The sequence below is a fragment of the Mesorhizobium sp. M1088 genome (genome assembly GCF_040318575.1).
GTDB lineage: Bacteria > Pseudomonadota > Alphaproteobacteria > Rhizobiales > Rhizobiaceae > Mesorhizobium.
The window spans coordinates 38,357-58,433 of sequence record NZ_JAMYMO010000038.1; the positions used below are offsets into that span (position 1 = coordinate 38,357).

Annotated in this window: 18 protein-coding genes and 1 pseudogene; 5 read left to right on the forward strand and 14 right to left on the reverse strand. The window is 62.0% G+C overall.

Annotation, left to right across the window (positions count from 1 at the left end; all coding sequences use genetic code 11):
- Nucleotides 1-10: 10 nt before the first annotated feature.
- Together NKH49_RS28265 and NKH49_RS28270 are read right to left on the reverse strand one after the other, a co-directional pair.
- Complete coding sequence (locus NKH49_RS28265; RefSeq protein WP_352928901.1) at nt 11-781, reverse strand: enoyl-CoA hydratase/isomerase family protein; 771 nt, start codon at nt 779-781, stop codon at nt 11-13.
- Nucleotides 778-2,349 carry an acyl CoA:acetate/3-ketoacid CoA transferase gene (locus NKH49_RS28270; RefSeq protein WP_352578182.1) on the reverse strand — a complete coding sequence of 524 codons (1,572 nt, stop codon included), beginning with the start codon at nt 2,347-2,349 and terminating at the stop codon, nt 778-780. The genes NKH49_RS28265 and NKH49_RS28270 overlap by 4 nt, the downstream gene beginning before the upstream one ends.
- Nucleotides 2,350-2,487: 138 nt before the next feature.
- Between NKH49_RS28270 and NKH49_RS28275 the strand changes: the two genes are divergently transcribed.
- Nucleotides 2,488-3,306 (forward strand): aldo/keto reductase, encoded by an 819-nt coding sequence (locus tag NKH49_RS28275; protein WP_352928903.1) that lies wholly within the window; start codon nt 2,488-2,490, stop codon nt 3,304-3,306.
- A gap of 51 nt (nt 3,307-3,357) precedes the next feature.
- Here NKH49_RS28275 and NKH49_RS28280 read toward each other — a convergent pair whose 3' ends face one another.
- From NKH49_RS28280 to NKH49_RS28310, 7 genes are all read right to left on the reverse strand, one after another.
- On the reverse strand, nt 3,358-5,010 hold the full coding sequence (locus tag NKH49_RS28280; protein ID WP_352928905.1) for a GMC family oxidoreductase: 1,653 nt from the start codon (nt 5,008-5,010) through the stop codon (nt 3,358-3,360).
- Complete coding sequence (locus NKH49_RS28285; protein ID WP_352496354.1) at nt 5,010-6,506, reverse strand: aldehyde dehydrogenase family protein; 1,497 nt, start codon at nt 6,504-6,506, stop codon at nt 5,010-5,012. The genes NKH49_RS28280 and NKH49_RS28285 overlap by 1 nt, the downstream gene beginning before the upstream one ends.
- Before the next feature lie 24 nt (nt 6,507-6,530).
- Nucleotides 6,531-7,502 (reverse strand): zinc-dependent alcohol dehydrogenase, encoded by a 972-nt coding sequence (locus NKH49_RS28290; RefSeq protein ID WP_352928907.1) that lies wholly within the window; start codon nt 7,500-7,502, stop codon nt 6,531-6,533.
- 73 nt (nt 7,503-7,575) lie between these two features.
- On the reverse strand, nt 7,576-8,517 hold the full coding sequence (locus tag NKH49_RS28295; protein ID WP_352642360.1) for an ABC transporter permease: 942 nt from the start codon (nt 8,515-8,517) through the stop codon (nt 7,576-7,578).
- Nucleotides 8,518-8,525: 8 nt separating this feature from the next.
- Nucleotides 8,526-10,031 (reverse strand): sugar ABC transporter ATP-binding protein, encoded by a 1,506-nt coding sequence (locus tag NKH49_RS28300; RefSeq protein ID WP_352517367.1) that lies wholly within the window; start codon nt 10,029-10,031, stop codon nt 8,526-8,528.
- An 8-nt stretch (nt 10,032-10,039) separates the two neighbouring features.
- Nucleotides 10,040-11,005 carry an ABC transporter permease gene (locus NKH49_RS28305; RefSeq protein ID WP_352928909.1) on the reverse strand — a complete coding sequence of 322 codons (966 nt, stop codon included), beginning with the start codon at nt 11,003-11,005 and terminating at the stop codon, nt 10,040-10,042.
- A gap of 69 nt (nt 11,006-11,074) precedes the next feature.
- Nucleotides 11,075-12,190, reverse strand: a complete 1,116-nt coding sequence (locus tag NKH49_RS28310; RefSeq protein ID WP_352928911.1) for a sugar ABC transporter substrate-binding protein — start codon at nt 12,188-12,190, stop codon at nt 11,075-11,077.
- Nucleotides 12,191-12,462: 272 nt separating this feature from the next.
- Between NKH49_RS28310 and NKH49_RS28315 the strand changes: the two genes are divergently transcribed.
- Nucleotides 12,463-13,116: a TetR/AcrR family transcriptional regulator gene (locus tag NKH49_RS28315; RefSeq protein WP_352517369.1), complete on the forward strand. Its 654-nt coding sequence runs from the start codon at nt 12,463-12,465 to the stop codon at nt 13,114-13,116.
- A gap of 353 nt (nt 13,117-13,469) precedes the next feature.
- Here NKH49_RS28315 and NKH49_RS28320 read toward each other — a convergent pair.
- The 3 genes and pseudogenes from NKH49_RS28320 to NKH49_RS28330 form a co-directional block, all read right to left on the reverse strand.
- Nucleotides 13,470-14,034: pseudogene (locus tag NKH49_RS28320) on the reverse strand (ArdC-like ssDNA-binding domain-containing protein); the annotation flags it as partial.
- A gap of 891 nt (nt 14,035-14,925) precedes the next feature.
- Nucleotides 14,926-15,336 (reverse strand): DUF982 domain-containing protein, encoded by a 411-nt coding sequence (locus tag NKH49_RS28325; protein WP_352529051.1) that lies wholly within the window; start codon nt 15,334-15,336, stop codon nt 14,926-14,928.
- Nucleotides 15,278-15,574, reverse strand: a complete 297-nt coding sequence (locus NKH49_RS28330) for a DUF982 domain-containing protein (RefSeq protein ID WP_352622114.1) — start codon at nt 15,572-15,574, stop codon at nt 15,278-15,280. The genes NKH49_RS28325 and NKH49_RS28330 overlap by 59 nt, the downstream gene beginning before the upstream one ends.
- A gap of 889 nt (nt 15,575-16,463) precedes the next feature.
- On the opposite strand from NKH49_RS28330, the gene NKH49_RS28335 reads away from it, so the two are divergent.
- The gene (locus tag NKH49_RS28335; protein WP_352928914.1) at nt 16,464-17,048 is read left to right on the forward strand and encodes a hypothetical protein; all 585 of its coding nucleotides are present in this window, start codon (nt 16,464-16,466) and stop codon (nt 17,046-17,048) included.
- Here NKH49_RS28335 and NKH49_RS28340 read toward each other — a convergent pair.
- On the reverse strand, nt 16,932-17,228 hold the full coding sequence (locus NKH49_RS28340; RefSeq protein ID WP_352622119.1) for a hypothetical protein: 297 nt from the start codon (nt 17,226-17,228) through the stop codon (nt 16,932-16,934). The genes NKH49_RS28335 and NKH49_RS28340 overlap by 117 nt on opposite strands.
- Nucleotides 17,229-17,351: 123 nt before the next feature.
- A complete protein-coding gene (locus NKH49_RS35000; protein ID WP_502907957.1) occupies nt 17,352-17,696 on the reverse strand; it encodes a Y4lK-related protein in 345 nt (114 codons plus the stop codon).
- A gap of 1,059 nt (nt 17,697-18,755) precedes the next feature.
- On the opposite strand from NKH49_RS35000, the gene NKH49_RS28345 reads away from it, so the two are divergent.
- Complete coding sequence (locus NKH49_RS28345; protein WP_352594214.1) at nt 18,756-18,947, forward strand: hypothetical protein; 192 nt, start codon at nt 18,756-18,758, stop codon at nt 18,945-18,947.
- A 627-nt stretch (nt 18,948-19,574) separates the two neighbouring features.
- The gene (gene groES, locus NKH49_RS28350; protein ID WP_352458515.1) at nt 19,575-19,871 is read left to right on the forward strand and encodes a co-chaperone GroES; all 297 of its coding nucleotides are present in this window, start codon (nt 19,575-19,577) and stop codon (nt 19,869-19,871) included.
- Nucleotides 19,872-20,077: the final 206 nt, after the last annotated feature.

Consider the following 20,077-nt stretch of genomic DNA (forward strand, 5'->3'; position numbering starts at 1 on the left):
CGACCGAAAGCTATCTGTCGAAACGCGCCGGCCGCTTCTGCCTGTGGGCCGCCAGCCCTTCCGTGAGATCTTCGGATGCAGCCGCCACCGCGCCGGCCAAGGCCTCTACGACCCGTTCGCTCTCCTCGTGCTCGGCGGCATTGATCAGCATCTTCGTCAATTCTGTCGCCCTTGGAGATCGCTTCAGCACGCGGGCCGCGGCGGCCTGTGCGGCGGCGCCACCCTCGCCCGTGGGCACGACCTGATCAACGAGCCCGAGCGCGATGGCCTCATCAGCTGAGTAGACTTCGCCAAAAAGCGCCATGCGGCGGACAAGCTGCGTGCCGAAGCGGCGCGAGGCGCGCTGCGTGCCGGACCAGCCGGGAATGATGCCGAGGCCGGCCTCCGGCTGGCCGATCTTCACATGCGCTTCGGCGATACGCAGGTCCGCGCAGGCAGCAAGCTCCAGCCCGCCGCCGAGCGCGTGGCCGTTCAGCACCGCGATCAGTGGAACCGTGAGGCGGGCCAGCGCATCGAAGGCGCCGTGTCCGTCGCGCAGCCAGCGGCGCGAGAACGTGTCGGCGTCGAGGCTGCTCCACGCCTCGATATCGCCCCCCGCGCAAAAGGTGCCGCCCTCTCCCGACAGGATCGCAACTCGGGCATCCGAGCGCTCGATGGTACGGCAGGCCCGCAACAGCGCATCGACCATGTCCTCGTCGATCGCGTTCAGCTTTTCCGGCCGTCGCAGGGTGAGCCGCGCAAGGTGTCCCTCGATTCGGAGTTCGATGCGCGGATCGCTCACAGCGCCAGCCCCATGGTGCCAGCGCGGAATAGCGCATCGTCCATCACCCTGAGCGTCTGCGAGACGCGTAACGGCGTCGCCGCCTGGTCGAGGACGTCACGCTGAAGGTCGAGGCCGGGGGCGATCTCTGTTATCACAAGTCCGTCCGTATCAAGCTCTATTACGCAGCGCTCCGTGACACATGTGATCTCCTGCCCCTGCGCGCGGGCGCGCTTGCCAGAAAAACTGACCTGATCAACTTTTGGCACGAACTTGGCGATGCGGCCCTCCATGTCGATCACCAACCGGCCGTCCTCGATGTGCATCTTGGCGCCTGCATTGAAATTGCCGGAGAAGACGATTTTTTTCGCACGCGACGTGATATCGACAAAACCGCCGGCGCCAGCGGTGCGGTGTGGCGTTGCCGCCAGGCGGCTGACATTGACCGAGCCCTCGGCGTCGATTTCCAGGAAGGACAGGAGCGAGCAGTCGAAGCCGCCCGCCTGGAAGTAACAGAACTGATGGGGCGAGGCGACGAAGGCCTCGGCGTTGGAGGCACAGCCGAACTTGAAATCGAGAAGCGGCACGCCGCCGACGGCGCCCTGCTCGATCACCCAGGTGATTTTGCCGTGCAGCCCCTCCTCGATGAGGATGCGCGGCACGTTGGCCGAAATGCCGAAGCCGATATTGACGGCCCAGCCATCCTGCAGTTCCCGCGCCACGCGGCGGGCGATGACCTTGCCAACATCGAGGGCCGGCAGGCGGAAGGTTTCGAGCGGCCGGAAGAGCTCGCCGGAAATCGCCGGGTCATAGGGCGTCGCCGTCGTCTGCAATTGATCGGGCGCCTCGACGATGACGTCGACGAGGATGCCGGGGACGCGCACGTCATGGGGCCGCAGGGTGCCGCTGGCCGCCACCCGCTTGACCTGCGCTATGACCAGACCGCCGGAATTGCGGGCGGCCAGCGCCATTTCCATAGCGCCGAGAGTCGCACCCTCCTGTTCGAAGGTGAGGTTGCCCTTCTCGTCGGAGGTCGTCGCACGGATGATCGCAACATCGGGGCGAAGCGCCGGGAAATGCAGCCAGTCCTCTCCCGCGAACGAAACCCGCTGAACGATCGGCTCGGCGCGCGCACTCGCATTCATCGCGCAGCCTTCCTGATCGGGATCGACGAAGGTCTCCATGCCGACCTTGGTGAGCACGCCCGGACGCTTGGCGGCGCCCTCCCGGAGCATGTCGAAGACGATGCCGGAGGGCACGTTCCAGGCGGCGAGCTCCTCCTTGAGGATCATCTGCCAGACCAGCGGCGGCTCGGCATTGCTTGGCCCCGAGGGATAGGAGCCGCCGATGATCTTCTTCAGCATGCCCGGCTTGGCGATGTGATCAACACCACGGGTGCCAAAGAAGTCGCCGGCCGCGATCGGGTGAATGGAGGTGAGACCGCGCGGATGGCCTTCGCGATCAAAGCGTTCGCCTAGCGCCTTGAGAACGGCCTCAGGGCAACACAGGCCCGACGAAGAGTTGACTGCAACGACCGCACCATCCCTGACGAGTTGGGCCGCCTCCTCCGCCGTCTTTACCTTCTTCATCGACTTCACCTCCGTTCCGCATTGCATTAAGTAACTAACTAGTTATAGATTAAACACGGCCTGGGCAATCAGGCAAGCAGGTTTTTCGCGTCGACGCGCATGGCGCCATCGATGCTCCCAGACAGCCAAGGAGGAGGCATGAACATCTATTTCCAGAAGAGCTTTCAGCGCGGCTTCGGCACCTTTCCGCTGAAGGGAGACGACCTCAGACACGCGATCGCTGCCGCCATCGGCGCCGGTTACCGAGCGTTCGATACGGCGCAGATGTACGGCAACGAGGCCGATACGGGTGCGGCACTCGCAGTCTGCAGCGTCGCGCGGGAAGAGCTCTGCATTACCACGAAGGTGCATCCAGACAACTATTCAGAAGAAAAATTCCTGCCCTCGGTCGAGGCCAGCCTGAAGTCATTGCAGATCGATCGCCTCGATGCGCTTCTCCTGCACTGGCCGCCGGCAGACGGTGACGTCGCGCCATCCCTGCGCCTCCTGCAATCCGCCCGGGACAGGGGTCTTACGGATACCATCGGCGTCTCGAACTATACCGCACGCATGATGCATGTGGCGCGCGCCGTGGTCGAAGGACCGCTCGTCACCAACCAAGTGGAGTTTCACCCGCTGGTCAACCAGCAGAAGCTCCTCGCCCCCGCATCGGAGACGGGCATCCCGCTTTCCTCCTACGCGTCCATCGCCCGCGGCGAAGTGTTCAAGCACCGTCTTTTCGCCGAGATCGGCAAAACCTACGGAAAATCTGCTGCACAGGTCGTGCTGCGCTGGACTCTCCAGAAGGGTGTGCCGCTCAACACGATGTCGACGAAGCCGGAAAACATCCGGGGGAATTTCGACATCATGGATTTCACGCTGTCGTCCATCGACATGGACAGGATCGACGCCCTGAACGCGACCGGTTACCGCATTGTCAAGCCGGGGCAACTGCCCTGGGTCCCCCAATGGGACTGACGCAAAAGGGCGGCCGCAAGGCCGCCCTTTTGCTTGAGACGCCTCGATCGATCAGGCATTGCCGCGGATCATGTCCGATGCCTTTTCGCCGATCATGATAGTCACCGCATTGGTATTGGAGCCGACGAGGCTCGGCATGATGGAACTGTCGCAGATGCGGATGCCATCGAGGCCGTGGACGCGCAGTTGCGGGTCGACCACCGACATCTCGTCCCGCCCCATCTTGCAGGTGCAGGTGGGGTGATAGGAGGTACGCCCGTATTGGCGCGCATAGGCGACATAGTCTTCCTGCGTGCGCACGTTTCTATCGGGAAAATGCAACATTTTGATGCATTTCTGCAGGGAAGGCTGGCCAAAGATTTCCTGACTGATCTTCACGCCTTCAGCGGAAATCCTTACATCGTCGGGGTCGCCGAGGAAGTTCGGATCGATAACGGGCAAGGCGCGCGGATCGGCCGAGCGCAAGGTCACGGTTCCGCGCGACTTTGGCCGAAGCGTATAGGAGTTGAGCGTGATGCCGGACGCGCCCTTCGGCACGCTCGGTACGCCTGCCTCCGCCCCCGCGCCCGCAAGGAAGTGGAACTGCAGGTCCGGGGTCGGGCTCGCCTCGTCGCCATACCAGAACGCCCCACCCTGCACGACGTTGGAGGTGATGCGGCTCGCCTTGTCGCCATACCAGAACGCCCCACCTTCCACGAGGTTGGAGGTGATGGGGCCGGACTTGAAGAGTGTGTACTGAATGCCTGCCCAGATCGACCAGTGCAACTTGTTGTATTTGTCGAGGCTATCGTGGTTCTTCAGTTCCGCGACGATGTCGACGCCAAAATGGTCCTGGAGGTTCTGCCCTACGCCGGCCATGTCCTGCACCACCTCGATGCCGTGGCTGTTGAGCGCATCGGCCGGCCCGACGCCGGAGAGCATCATCAGCTTCGGCGTGCCGATGGCGCCAGAGGTAAGAAGCACTTCGCTTTCCGCCCGCGCCGTCGTGCGGTAGCCGCCGGCCTCATAGTCGACGCCCACCGCACGGAGTCCCTCGAAGACAATGCGCAGGACAAGCGCACCGGTGACGACCGTCAGGTTCGGACGCTTCAGGGCCGGACGCAGATAGCCGACGGCCGCCGAGCAGCGCCGGTTGTCGCGCGTCGTCGTCTGGTAGACGCCCGCCCCCTCCTGCACCGGGCCATTGAAATCCGGATTGTAGGGAATGCCGAACTCCTGGCAGCTCTGCACGAAGGCGCGCGTCATGCGTTGCGGCTCGGGGATGTTGGAGACGCCGAGCGGGCCATCCGTTCCATGCCAGGCACCGGAGAGGATCGAATTGCCCTCCGATCGCAGGAAATATTTCTGGATGTCCTCGAAGCCCCACCCTTCCGCGCCTTCCTCGACCCAGCGATCATAATCGGCGGGCACACCACGCGTGAAAACCTCGGCATTGATCGACGACCCGCCCCCGAGCACCTTGGCCTGCGCGTAAAGGATCTCACGGTTGTTGGCGTGCTTCTGGGGCGCGGTCTTCAGGCCCCAAGTGAGCGGCCCCGTCGTCATCTTAGCGAAGCCAACGGGCATGTGGATGAGCGGATTGGTATCGCGCCCGCCCGCCTCGATGAGGCACACTCGCGCGGACGGGTTTTCCGAAAGCCGCGCCGCCAGCACGCACCCGGAGGTACCGCCGCCGACGATCACATAGTCATAGCCAGCGGCCATCATGCGATCCAATGCGTGCGCTTGCCGATCTCGACATGAACGGACTTCACCTGCGTATATTCCTCTACCCCATACATCCCGGCCTCTCGGCCCCAGCCGGACTGCTTGAAGCCGCCGAGCGGCATTTCGGGACCGCCGGCCATTATCGTGTTGACCCAGAAGCGCCCGGCGCGAACCCGGCGGCTCACCATCAGTGCCTTGTCGATATTCTTCGTCCAGACGCTCGCCGCAAGACCGTAAACCGTGTCATTGGCAAGCTTGATGGCTTCTTCCAACGTATCGAAATGCATGGAGCACAGCACGGGGCCGAAAATCTCGTCGCGGGCGATGACCATGTCGCATGAAACGCCGGAGAAGAGCGTCGGCGCGATATACTGGCCGCGACCAAGATTGATCGGCCCGCCGCCGGTGAGAAGTTTTGCGCCCTCGGCCTTGCCCTTCGCGATGTAGTCGAGGATCGTGGCGTTCTGCGCCTCTGTCGTAATGGCCCCGACCTGAGTCGCCTCGTCTAGCGGATCGCCGACGCGGATCTTCTTCATTTTTTCGACGAGCAGCTTTTCGAATTCGGCGGCGATGGAGCGCTCGACGATCAGGCGCGAGGAGGAGACGCAGCATTGCCCGGTGTTAAAGCTGATGCCGAAGGCCGCGCCGTCGGCGGCGTCTTCCAGATCGGCATCGGCGAAGACGATGATGGGGTTCTTGCCGCCAAGCTCCAGGCCGAGCTTCTTGAAGTTGCTGTCGGCTGCCGCGTGGACGCAGGAGCGGCCGACGGCTGTCGAGCCGGTGAAGGACAGCATGTCGACGTCAGGATGCTCGGACAGCGCCTGGCCAATCCTGCGGCCGGCACCGGTGATGACGTTGTAGACACCGGCCGGAAGGCCCGCTTCCGCCAGCACTTCGGCGAGCAGCAGCGTCGTTGCAGCGGTCACTTCCGACGGCTTCACGATCATCGTGCAGCCAGAGGCGAGGATGAAGGGCACGCGCTCGCAGAGGATCAGGAACGGGAAGTTCCAGGGCGTGATGAGGCCGACGACGCCGATCGGCTCGCGCAGCACCATGCCGAAGAGATCGTCGCCGAGCGAGTTGAAGCTGTCTCCGTGCAGCATGCGCGCCGCACCGGCGCCCGTTTGGAAGCAGGCGATGCAGTGATCGATTTCACCTCGCGCTTGGGAGATCGGCTTGCCGTTTTCCAGCGCCTCCCAATAGGCGATTTCGTCGCGACGGCGGCGCAAGATTTCAGCAACGCGCAACAGGACGCTTCCGCGGGCCGCACCCGAAAGGCCAGCCCAGCGGCGATCTTCGAAGGCGCGGCGCGCCGCGGCGACGGCGGCGTTCAGATCATCGACCGTGCAACGAACCGTGCGCGTGACAGGCGTGCCGTGGCCGGGCGACGTGCGTTCGAAGTATTGCGCGCCGTCTTTCCACTCGCCATCGACGAAAAAGCCGAAGGTGCGCGCTGCGGCCGGGGCAGAAAGGAACGGGTTTTTCTGGTCCACGGGATACCTCCACTTCGATAGGTCTTACGCCGTAATGGCGATTTGCGTCTTCAGGTCGTGCGGCCGTTCCCCGAGGGTGTCGAAAGCCGCCTGGATATTCTCCAGGGAGTAGCTCGCCTTGGTGAAATCATCCGTGCGGAACCGGCCATGCGATAGAAGGGTCAATGCGTCATGCATATCCTCCCCCATGCCCGCGACGGAGCCCTTGAGGCTCGTCTCCTCCAGAACCGTGCGGAGGATATCGATGGGGACCGTCTCGCCCCGCGACGTGATGCCGAAGAAGGCGATGTGCCCGCCGCGGCGCGTCAGGTCGAAAGCCTGTTCATAGAGCTTTCTGTTGCCGACGCTTTCGACCACCAGATCCGCGCCGCGTCCGCCGGTCATCCGCAGCACGGTTTTCTTGAGCTCGGCCGGATCGGACACCGCCGCATCCGCGCCGGCTTCGAGAGCCATCCGGGAGCGCTCGGCGGACAGATCGGCGACGATAATGGGGGCCGCGCCGACGAGCCGCATCATCTGCACATGAAGATTGCCGATCGGCCCTGCGCCGAAGATTACGACCGACTGGCCAAAGGTCGCCCTCGCCTTGCGCGCGGCGCGGACGACGCAGGCGACCGGCTCGGTGAGGACGAGAACTTCGTCAGCGATGTTAGCCTCAACGGGGATCGCGAGGCGCGCGGGCACGGCGACGAATTCGGCGAAAGCCCCATCCCTGCCGATGCCGACCTGGGTGACCTCGGCGCAGTTCAACACCTCATTACGCCGGCACCAGAAGCATGTGCCGCAGCCGATATTAATGTCGACGACCACGCGCGTACCAGGCGCCAGATGGCGCACATTGGTGCCCATCTCAGCAATCGTGCCGCAGAACTCATGGCCGGGGATCAGCGGCAACTGGTCAGCGGCGTAGTGGCCGTTGAAGATATGGATATCCGTGCCGCAAATGCCTGTGCGCGTTACCCGCACCAGTACATCATCCGGCCCGACGGACGGCACCGGAACGTCGCGGAGTTCGAAGCGCTTCGGCGCAGTGAGGACAGCGGCGCGCATGGTGCTCATGGCCAGATCCTCACTTCACGGTGCGCAGCTTTGCGCGGTCGATGGTCAGCGCGATGGCGACGATCAGCACGACGCCGAAAACCATCTGCTGGCGCGTCGCGTCGATCTCGAAATAGAGCATCGAGGCGCGGATGACGGCAACAATGAGCGTACCGACCACGGTGTTGACGACACCGCCGACGCCACCTGTCAGCGGGGTACCACCGACGAGCACCGCAACGATGGCCGGCAGCAGGAAGCCGTTGGCGATCGTCGCCGCACCGCCCGAAAGCTTCACCGCAAAGAGGAGGCCGGCAATGGCGGCGAGTGCGCCCGAGATCGCGAAAGCAAGAATCTTGTAGCGGGCGACATTGAGGCCTGAGGCCGCGGCCGCGAGTTCGCCGGCACCGACGGCCTTCAGGGCACGGCCAAGCGTCGTGCGTCGCTCGATGAAGAGGCAGATCGCGACGAGCGCCGCGGCAATCAGCAGCTCATGCTGCACGCCCCAGGTGCGGCCGATCATCCAGCCGAAGGTCTCGTTGCGCTGTGTGGCATCCATGTTGAGTGCGCGCTGGCCGGAGAGCCATTGCGCAATAGAAAAGGCGACACCGCCGACAGCGAGCGTGGAGATGAAGGACGGCACGAAAAGCCGCGTCGTCACATAACCGGAGAGCATGCCGAGCAGGAAGCCGGCAAGCACGCACAGCACGGCGACCCACGCCCCCATGGAGGCGAGATATACGGAGGCGACGACCGTCACCATGTTCGCCATGGACTGGGCCGAAAGATCGATGCCCCCGATATAGATAGCAAAGGTGAGCCCGAGCGCCATGATGAAGAGCGGCACGATATCCCCGGCGATGCCGAGTAGGTTCGAAGGGCGCAGGAAGCCGGGATCGTTGACGCCGACGATCGCGACGAGCACGACCAGCGTGATCCAGGGTAGGTGCGGTTTGAGGCGCTGAATATCCATCTCTTCCCTCAGATCATATGGTGCAGCAGGTCGAAGGGCGTGGGCTTGGCGCCCGGCTTACAGGCGAATTGCTTCTGGATGCGCCCGTCCTTGACGACGATGATGGTGTGCGACAGGCCGATCCCTTCTTCCAGCGTATCGGCGACGAGCACGATGCCGACGCCTGCCGCGCCCATCGCGCGGATCATGTCGTAGACGTCTTCCTTCGCGCCGATGTCGAGGCCGCGCGTCGGGTGGTCGAGCAACATGATGTCGGAGCCGGCGGAACGCCATTTGGCCAGCACGACCTTCTGCTGATTGCCGCCCGAGAGATTGCCGCAATCGGCAAATTCCGAATGTGCCTTGATCGAGAGTTTCTTGATCCAGTCGCGCGCCAGCGCCCGCTCCTCGTTAACGCGCAGTACCCCCCCGCTCGAATGGTTCCGCATCTGCGAGAGCGTCATGTTCTCGTAGACGTTCATGCCGGCGACGATGCCTTCGATCTTGCGTTCGCGCGGCACATAGCCGACCCCATGGGCGACCGACTGGCGCGGCGAATAGCCTGTGGCGTCAGCGCCCTTGATCTTGAGACGGCCGGTCGCCGGCGTCAGCATGCCGTAGATCGTGCGCAGGATCGCCTCGCGCCCGGAACCTTCCGTGCCGACGAGACACAGGACTTCACCGGCATGCACTTTGAACGAGATATCCTGGATGCTGCCCGGCAGTCCGACGGCCGCCATCTCGACCAGCACCTTCGAGCCATCGAACGGCTTCTGCAGGTGTTCTCGGTAATATTGCTTGTCGACGTTGCGGCCGACCATCTTGTGCTGGATGGCCTCCGCCGTCGCGCCGCCCCGCTCTACCACGTCGACCACCTCGCCGTCCTTCATGACATAGATGCGGTCGGAGAGCTCCATCACCTCTTCCATGCGATGCGAAACGAAGATGAAGGAGGCGCGCGTCGTCAGCTCCCGCACAAGCTTGAAGAGCAGCTCGACCTCTTCCTTCGATAGAACCGAGGTCGGCTCGTCGAGCAGGATGACGAGGTCGCCCTTCACCCGCTCCTCCAGTGTCAGAACCTTGGCGAGTTCGACAAGCTGGCGCTGGGCGAAGGAGAGTTTCGAGGTCACCGTCACCGGGTCGATGTCGAGCTTCACCTTGGCGAGCTGCGCCTTGGCCGCGCTCGCCATCGCCTTCCAGTCGACCACGCCGAAGCGGACGAACTGGCGCTCGTAGCCGAGAAAGATGTTCTCCATGACAGAGAGGTTCGGGATCAGGGACTGTTCCTGGAACACCATCCCGATGCCCTTTTCCATCGCCTGGCGCGGATTGGCGAAGCGAACGGACGCGCCGTTGATAAGGACCTGGCCGCCATCCGGCTGGTAGGCGCCGTAGATGACCTTCATCAGCGTGGATTTGCCTGCGCCGTTCTCACCGACGAGACCGACGATCTCACCGCGCTTGATGTGGAAATTGATAGACTTCAGCGCGTGGACGCCGGGGAATTTCTTGTCGACGGCTTTCAGCTCGTACATGGCGCTCCTCACTTAACGAAGGAAACCATCTTGCGGTCGGTGGAAAGCACCACCGCAAGAATGACGAGGAGGCCCAGCACTCCGTCCTGGAGGAAATCGGGCAGACCGATGACGACCATGCCGTTGTCGATGACGTTGACGATAAGAACGCCGACGAGCGCGTTCCACACGCCGCCGATGCCGCCCCAGAGCGCCACGCCGCCGACGACCACAGAGGTGATGGAGACGAACATGAAGTTTGCGCCCGTCACAGATTCCGCCTGCCCGATGCGGGCGACGACGAGGATCGCGGCGATGGCGTAGAAGACGCCGGCGAGCGCAAAGCCGGTGACGCGGACGCGGGCGACGTTGAGGCCCGAGGCGTGAGCGAGGTCCTCGCCGCCGCCGACAGCGTAGAAATTGCGGCCGAGCGTCGTGTGGGTTTGGATGAACCTGCCGACGAACAGGAAGAGGGCCGCGACATAGACCATCAGCGGGAAGCCGAGCCAGCGCACCGTGAGCAGGCCGCGGAAGGTGGCATCGCTGACCTTCACGATATCACCGCCGGTCAGCAGGATCGCGGCACCGGTGCCGACAAAGCCCATGGCGAGGCTTGCCATGAAGGACGGGATCTTCAGTTTCACATGCACCAGCCCGTTCAAGAGCCCGAGCATGCCGCCGAGCACGAGCACAAGCGGAATGGCTATCCAGCCGAAGCCGGCGAGCGTGCCGCCAAGCTGGGCGAAGATGAAGGCGAAGGAGACCGCCGTGAGCGAGACCGTTCCCTCCATGGAAAGGTCGATCGAACCCATGACGATGATGAAGGTGACGCCGACGGCGACCATGAGCGCCGGGGCCGCCGCGATCGCGATACGGGCAAAGTTCCGCAAGGAAAAGAAGGTCGGGTTGAGTGCGGTGAAAAAGATCAGCAGCGCGATCAGCACCAGTAGCGGCGCCCACTTGATCAAGGTTTCGCGCGAAAGGCGACGTGTCACGTCAGACACCCCTCTAATGAATTTCGCAGGAGATGTGGCGGCAGCGTACGGCTGCCGCCCTGCCTATGGTCAGGACTTGTATTGGATCTGACCGTTCGACGGGCCCCAGAAGTCCTTCCAGTCGTAGGCCGGCACGGAATCCAGGTACTTCGCCTTGAATTCCGCCGCGTCCTTGGCCGTAACGAGAATCGTCGGGCCATAGAATTCGCGATGCTCCTTCGGCTCCTCGGAAGGTTTGAAGGTGCCGATGGCGGCATGGTAGGCGAGTGCAGCGCTGATGCCGCCGCCCCAATGCGGATTGGTGAAGACGGTGGCGAGTAGCTGACCATCCATGACCATCTGCACGGCTTCCGGATTGCCGTCATAGGCGACGATCGGCATGTTCTCGATGCCCTCGGCACGCAGCGCCTCGATGACGCCGTAGGCTATGTTGTCATTGGCGCAATGCACGCCCTTGATCTTGTCACCGTAGCGCGTCAGGAACGAGGCCATCAGTGCCGCGCCCTTCTGTGTGTCCCAGTCGGCCGGCTCGGCATCGAGCAGCTCGACCTTCGGGAAGTCCTTCAGTGCGTTCTTGAGGCCGTTGAGGCGCTCGACGGCCGGATTGTTGGCTGCGATGCCGCCGAGATGGACCACGCCACCCTCACCGCCCATGGCTTTGAAGAGGATGCGGGCGGTTTCTTCCGCCGGCTTTTCGTCCGACCAAGTCATGTGCGAGACATAGTTGTCGCCGAAGTCCCAGGGGTGCAGGTCGTCGGTCTTGTTCCAGATCGTCGACACATAGGCGCCGGCAGCTTGAACGGCCTCGACGACCGGACGGGCGTTCGGGCTGTCATTGGCATCGCAGGCAATGGCGCAATTGCCATTGTTCTTGGCAAGGAAGGCCTTGATGTCAGCGAGCGACTTTTCCGTCGAGCCCTCGTTGATAAGGCTGATGAGTGTGCTCTTCGGCTTGCCGAGCGACTCCACGAAGGCCTCGCCGCCGGAGACGACAGAGTTCCAGTATGCCGAGGCGCGGTCGCGGTAGCTCCAGGCAATCGCCGGGTCTGCCAGCGCGGCGCGTGCGATGCCGCCACCGAATAGTCCCGGCACGGCAGCCGCGCCCATGCCGGCCGCAGCTGCGAACAGAAAATTGCGACGGCTGACCGTTTCGCGCTCGATGAAATCCTTGATAAAGGTCGACATTGGTTCCTCCCAATCTTCGATTGAAACGCTTCGCGCGTCACGACTGGCGCTGCTGTCGACAGGAGAGCCTTGCCTTCGGGCGAGGCGCTCCGGCGTGACCTACGCCATTTAACGCACTAACCAGTTACTTCTTTTAGTTTGCCCAAGTCAAGCGGTTTCAGTATGATCAAGACAAGACAAGCAATCGCGTCGAACGGCTGTGACGGACGGCGACGCGCGTGTATGAGTTGCAGGGAAGAAATCCCGACCGCGGCAGAGGGCAGGCGCAAAACATGACGGGCGAACGAAACGAAAAACCGGGACGAAAACCGCGCATCCGCGACGCGGAAGCCACCAAAGCGCGCATCCTCGAGGCGGCAAAAAAAGAATTTGCAAAGAAAGGCTTGGGTGGGGCGCGCGTCGACGACATCGCAGAGAAGGCGAAGGCCAACAAGCGCATGATCTACCACTATTTCGAGAGCAAGGAGGGCCTGTTCCAGACCATTCTCGAAGAGGCCTATCTCGATATTCGCAACGCCGAGCAGAAGCTGCACCTGGAAGATCTTGACCCGAAGGCAGCGCTCGAAAAACTGGTGCGCTTCACCTGGGAATACTACCTGAAGAACCCGGAATTTCTGACGCTCGTCAACAGCGAAAATCTGCATCGAGCCAAGCACCTGAAAAAGTCGGAGATCGTCAAGGTCTCCAGCAGGAAGCTCGTGAACTTGGTCTCGAGCATCCTTGAGCGCGGGGTGAAGGCGGGCGTCCTCCGCGACGGCATCGATCCCGTGCAGCTCAACATCACCATCGCGGCCGTCGGCTACTACTACCTGACAAACCGCTTCACCGGTTCGATCATCTACGAGCGGGACCTGATGGCCAAGGACGCCCTGGAGCAGCGCATCCAGTTCAATATCGATACGATCATGCGGCTCGTTGCCGCTTGACGTTACCGGCCGGCGGCACATTCCCTGAAACGGTCCGGAATCAAGGAAGTCGCGGCGGTGGCAGGCGTCGGTCGCAACGGCATCTTACGTGCTTTCGGGAACCGGCCGACCCTCCGAAGCGACACGCAAGCAGGTGCTGGCGGCGGCGGATGGGTTGTGTTGCAAAGTTTTTCTGCGTCATGAAGGTGGTCGAGACCGGCCGCTGTCATGCCGCCAGTATGGCGAACTGCTCGGCCAGGGAGGGATTTGGGTTGCACGCGTACCTTGCCTGTCGCTTGTCCGCGAGGCCTCGGCAAACAAACGGGCTGCGGCGGCAGTTGGATGAAGTCGCCGCCCGGCGTGTAGAAGGCGCGATTGCCGCCGATGCGAATTTCTGCGCCGCTGGGAGCGATGAACGCCTCGGCCTGCGGGATGATTTCGCGTTTGGGCAGCGGCTCAGACTGGGTGTAAAACTGCTCGGGCAGGCCCTCGCACTGCGCGACATTGAAGACGGTGAAACGCTTGAGGAAGGGCACCGCCTGCGGCTCGGTGTCTTCTTTTCTAGCGCGTTCCTTCTCGTTCTTCGGGATGAAGCGATCGGCATGAACGATAGTCGAGCCGTGCTCGCCTTTTCGACATTGCCTCAAGCGAAAGCGCCTGCCGGAAGGTGAGCCAGTTCTGGCCGGGGTGGCCGCGCTCGATCAGCGCGCCCCACAGGATCAGGATGTTGATGCCGGAACGTTGCGACCGGTGGCGGCATTCTTCGGCAAGCCAAGAGCTGATTTGGCGCTGCCCCAAGGGTTTGACCCAAGGCAGCGAGCCCCGCTCCAAATCTGCGATGATGCGGTCGGTGATCTCGCAATAAAGGCTCGCCCCTTGGAGCCTCGTTCTTGTTCCCGCCCACTTCGCCACGGGCACCACGCTTGCCGGTCTGCGCATGATCTTCGTTTCCGGTCGCTAATCTCCCGCGCCTTACCCGTGAGTGGGGTGGGCGGCAGAAAGCGACTGGCTTGGCCCGCTGAACGAGGCGGGCCGCACCCGGAGGGCCGCAACGGAGTGGAGAATGTGAGCCAAGCAGGCATTGCGGCACGCCGCAGCGGGCTTAGAAAGGAGCGTCGCCCACCCCGCGAGCGGGGGCTGGCAACACAAAACAAAACCGCATCGCGAAGCGACGGCCTGAAGCAGCTATCAAATCGCCCTGACCGGCATATCGCTCAAGAGCGACTTGCAGGGCTACATTTGCTTTGAACGTTCTGGGAATGGTGCCGAGCGGTGATCATCGCGCTGACGAGGAGCTCCTGACTATGCCGTAGGATAAGTTCATCACATCATTGAGGAAGCCGTGGTGACGCCGGCCTGATTCCGTCCACACCTTTGCGCCGGATTCGACCGTTCCCGGCTACTCCGGAGTTTCGTTCCGAGCCCCTTGCCGGCGAAAGCGGGATATGGTGCAGCTGCCATAACATAGCGACGGTATGTGATGAGTTTAGTTTGGGCCGGTGCTTTCGTTGAGAAGCCAAGCCCCGCCCGCGCTCTCCACGCCGGATCGGGCCGCAGCGCTGCGCCGGCTCCCGCTCAGCCTCCAACAATAGAAAGTCTGCTGTCCGGCGCTCCAGGAAGTATGCGTCTCAATCCGCAAACAGGATAGGCGGCAACGCGAGCCGAGGGCGCAGCGCAGTTGGCCAGTTGGCCTATCCCTTGGGCTTGCGGGTCGCTCGCGAGCACGGCGACGACGCGCTTCAACCTCCCTTGCCGCGCTCTGATGGGTCATATCCGACGGCTGTACCAGGCAGCGAGAGGCCGAAGAGATGACCCGTGCCAGAGCTCGGTTTAATCGCCGCGCAGTATCTTTGCTTCGAGTGCGGCCACGACGAAAGCGCCTCGAGCAGCTGGCGACCGAGCCTTCCCACGCAGCACCTGCAGACACACGTCCATTGCTATCCTACTCTTCTCGGTCTGACGACCAATATCCCGCAGCAAGATAGCGGCGGCGTCATTGACGTCGAGCACGATACGCTCTGAGCCATGGCGGCCGACCTGCACAATGACTGGCCTTTCGAATCTGCTCGAGCCGGCCATCTCCCCTCCCCCTTCCCTCCTTGACAGCCAGTCTGCGGCGACAGGCCGAATGCTAAACCGAATGTTACTCGCGCCTCGCCCCAGTCGCATCGGCGAATAGGATTTAGACTTTTGCGGTGCCCGCTTTGCAGGCAGCAATCCACTGCATCGCAGAGGTCGCATCCTCTAATATGCCAACCTGCTTTGCAAAGTCGTAAAGCGCGTTACGCGCCGCACCTACAGGCTTGTGCCCATCGTAGGCATCATGGCACGTCCTAAGGGCAGTTTCGTGGGCACGATCTCTGCGATCTGGCGGCCATTCATCGAGAAGATCGATGGCTTCGGCAAGACTTGCAATCTCTTGCACGATGTAGGTGGAGCGCTTCACGAAAATGGGGCTGCTGAAAGCCTCGGCCTTCATTTGTTCCTCCCGACCTGCTGAACAGCCAGTTCACGTGAGGCAGGGGCCACATCGGCGCCCGCCGATCGTCGCACAAAGTGTTGTCGGCGCGATGACGCTTCAAGAGGGAAACGCGGGCGTGATGCCATCGGCCATTGGCCGAAGCATCTCAAGGCGCTCTCAATGGTCAAGCGGTGGCCGGTTCTCTCCGCTTCGTTCGGTATGCTCTGCATTCGAACGGCAAGTTGCAGTTCCTTTGCGGCGGGATCGACACCCCAGCCGAGGGAAGCTCGAATCCTTGCCTACGTCATTGACGAGCTCAACCCGGTCAGTGATGCAGATTGCATAGAAGAAAACTCGCCAAGTTCGCCGACACAAAACGCCTGCGGTATGCGCACGGCGCCCGCGCCTGGGAATGGATTGAACGAGCCCCTGGAATGCTACCAGGCACCCTCGGCCCGTAGTCGAAGTCACGCATGGAGAGGCGGATGCGGTAAAACGCGCACGCCGGGGTTCGCAGCGGAGATGAAGAAACCGCCTCGGTAACGAGGTAAGGCGCTTTATCCCTACTCAAGCCAGGCCAAGCGCCGGGGCTGCGGCAGCGGGTGCGTCAGGGATGCGTGCCCGAAGGGGTGAAGACGACCGCAGGCCGGCTTCAGCGAAGCCCGCAGCCCGGCCCGCAGGGAGACGCCCACCTGATCTCTTCCCGCGCCGATCCGCGAGGCATTGATAAGCCAGGCGCGGCATGCGCCCTTCTCATCCGTCGAGAACCACTGCGGTCGCGTCGACGCAGATCCCCACTGCCGCAGGTCTTGCTCGGTGCGATAGCGATGCCAAGAAATGGAAAGTGCCGAAGAATACGATTGTTCGCTCTTTACCAAAACTTCTGCGTGGCATTTTAATTGCATGAATGGAGATTGAAGAACGAAAATACCCAGGAGAGCTAGCCTTCCCGCTGCAGATCCACGAGCTTGCGGAAGAGTACCGCAAGGCGGCAACCCTGCTGCTTCGGCTCGGCCGGCCAGGCAAGCCGCTCACTCGAGCGCCGTTCAGATTGTCGGCAATCCACGCGATCGAACTCTATCTGACCGCGCTTTTGCTCCACCGTGGGCACAGCCCCAATCAGATCCGCAAAATGCAGCACGATCTGTCGGCGCGCACGGAACTCGCCTTGGAAGCGAGGCTGCGCCTTCGCGCGAAAACCGCCCAACATCTTCACTCCCTCAGCCAGAACTGGGAATATCTCGTGACCCGTTACGGCCCGGAGCTGGCTGCAACCGCCTCGCAGATAAACCGGCTTACCGCTACTCTGGACGAGGTGGCGGCAAAGTTAACCATATTGATCGGCTTGTCCTCAACTTTGCCGCAGCCGTCGGTCTTACGCCGAAGACCTCGCCTTGATGCGCGCGATGCTGTCGGGATCCGAGACGAAGTCATCGAGGAAGTCGCTCCACTTTTCGGCCGAGCGGCGAGCATGGGTAAGCATCTGTGTTAGCTCGTCAATGCCGTCGTCGGTGAGAGCGGTTATTGCCTTCTCCTTACCGTCATGGACACTGATGATACTGCCAGAGCTGAGATTGTCATCGTTGCTGACGATCGCCTGAAGGAGCTCGAGATCCTCCCCGATCATTTGCGAAACGTGGTCGATTGTGAAGACGTGGGTTATTGTCGCCATCAAGCGGCCTCGGCGTAGGTCACGGTGACAGGTATCCAATTCCAGGGAAGAGTTTCGTCAAGGTTGATGCGAAGTCAAAGGTGTCCAGCCGTCTTCTGCCAGTGCGCCACGGCTCTCGGGCGTCTATATAACGTCACCAAACGTTGCTCCATCGGTGCCGCTGGAGACCACCCATACCGTCCAACCGGGGAAGTTTCCAAAAAGGCACCAAAGTCGTCGCAGACTTTTGCAGCGGGCGCGGCGGGCTCCAACTTCGAGTGCGTGTTTAGTGCGTTCTCCCGGCCCTCGCTCGTTGACGACTCGGGTTCTATATACCGACCAACTCGAGCGAAGGTAGGCAACGATCTCCGGTAGCAGGTGATCACGATCCCCAAACTCTTCTACGATTCTTTTTACCTTGCGCCAGGGTACCTTCCCGTCATCGTCGCCTAGCGAATAGCCTAAGTGGCCGATGCGCAGATGTCGCAGCCAGCCTCGATCACCTTGTTAACGAAGGCGGAATCTCGCTCGCTTTCATTAGTCGCATGTTGTTGGTCATCGCAGAAATCTCCGTTGGTGGTCGGCATGGAAATTGCGCCGACACTCAAACGTGCTTGAACGCGCGCACCTTCGCTACCTGTGCACTTGCACAGGTTGTAGGCAGGCCTGCCGAATGCGCGGATCGAGTGTTCCTGCGCATTTGTTCATTGTTGGCACCCCGGACACTCAACCGTGTTGCTAGAACAACCCACCTGCTCCGTTCCAACAGCAGCATTGGCCACCGGAACGCTCCCCTTGCGCGCACTGAAAGGCGATGCCGGCGCTCAGGCAGTCGGAGTCAGTCATGCCGAGGCGCCATTTCCTTTTCCTCTCAAGTCGCTCGAGCCGCACGCGCTCTATTCGCTCTGGAGTCCAGTAGGTTGGGTCGCGGTTGGCTCGATCGGGGGTCCGGCGTCTTTCAATTTAGCTATAGACTAGGAAAAGCTCCTTAGATCCCGCAGTCAGGAGTCCACCAATCGGTCGAGATGGCTGCGAACCGCGTTGCGGGCGGGATTGGGTGCTCCGACGGATCGATACCCAATACCTGCGCCATTTCTTCTTCGATGGCATATTGTCGCCCCTAGCTAAGTGGTGTGGACAAACCTGATCCACACGACCTAGCGCGATTGGAGCCAACCGGCCTGGGACCTGGCGGCCGGCCTCTGGCTCTACGCCGCAAAGATCGGGGCCGATTCCGCGCGTCTGCATCGAATGACGGAAGTCAAAGGTGGTCTCGGAACGGGGTGCTCGGCATTTATGATCCGACCGAGCGCCAGCGAGTGACCCGTCGGCGGGCTCGACGGCGGCATCATGTCAGGGGACTTCGGCCTCCAGCCGCGCGAGGAATGCCGAGACCTCGGCGTCGATGTCGATCGGTTCAGTCACCGTGGGTGACATCCTAGCTACTCCCCCGATCATCTCCGATTTAATTCAGATTTGTCTGTAGATATTGACGATTGCGCGACCTTCACCTCGTAGACGGCAATGCGGGCAGTTAGAGAGGGTCCTATGACAAGCGATTTTTCCGCCGCCCGAGTGCATTTAGATCGAGCGTATGACTACCTTTGTGGCGATGACCCGATGAGTCGAAGGGGACGCGAAGCCTTGGACCTGTTAATTGAGGCGGTTGCCGTCGAAGAGTTCAAGCAGCCACGCCAAAACGCGGAGGTGCTAAGGTTTCCGATTGGGCGCCGCTTCTGAGGCAATCTCCACGACCGCCATGTGGCCTCAGGTGAGGCGCTCACCGGACGTATGCGCCGCCACTATGAACCATGGTGAGCAAATCCTCCCAGAACGCCACGCCCCGCATGAGCCGAGGCGGGCAATAGAAAATGGGGGGGCCCAACGCGCGTCCATGAAACAGCGCCGCAGGTAAATTCAGCAGAATGTCCATCCTGGCGCCTTCAGCGGCGATGCGCAGCCAGTTCTTGCGGTGACTATCGGGTGGCCGGAGTCCTGGCGCCCGCGCGGCGGCCACACCGTAAAGACCGAGTGGATCGTTAACGCGGGAATCCTGATGGCGCTCACCTCTCATTATATCGGTCGCGCGCAACGTTTGCGGATCATCCGCTGCACCGATCGTGCCAAATGAATAAAGCCTTCAATTACAAATGGTGAGCCGCCTCATCCATGTCCTATCTCCGACGTCTTTCACGTAAAAGGCTCGGTGCTTCCACGCTCTTTTGCTCTTCGCCCGTCCCTCTTCCGTCTTGACTAGCAGGAGCCTACGGCCTATCTCACTGCCGCGTTAGCACTCGCTTCTGGTGAGTGCTAACCACGCTCCGGCAACGGAGAACCGTTCAACATCCGCACCAGGGAAATCCAAAAATGGCAAAGTCGAATTTCCGGCCGCTGCATGACCGCGTGGTCGTTCGCCGCGTCGAGTCCGAAGCGAAGACCGCCGGCGGGATCATCATCCCCGATACGGCGAAGGAAAAGCCGCAGGAAGGCGAGATCATCGCCGTCGGTTCCGGCGCCCGTGACGAGGTCGGCAAGCTCGTCCCGCTGGACGTCAAGGCCGGCGACCGCATCCTGTTCGGCAAGTGGTCGGGCACCGAAGTCAAGCTCAACGGCGAAGACCTTCTGATCATGAAGGAAGCCGATATCATGGGCGTCATCGGCTGACACGCCGCCGCCTTTCATCCGCACCATCCAATCTGAATTTCGGGCGAATGCCCAGGAGTAAAAAATGGCTGCCAAAGACGTAAAATTCTCCCGTGACGCTCGTGAGCGCATGCTGCGCGGCGTCAACATCCTCGCCGACGCGGTGAAGGTCACGCTCGGCCCCAAGGGCCGCAACGTCGTCATCGACAAGTCGTTCGGCGCACCGC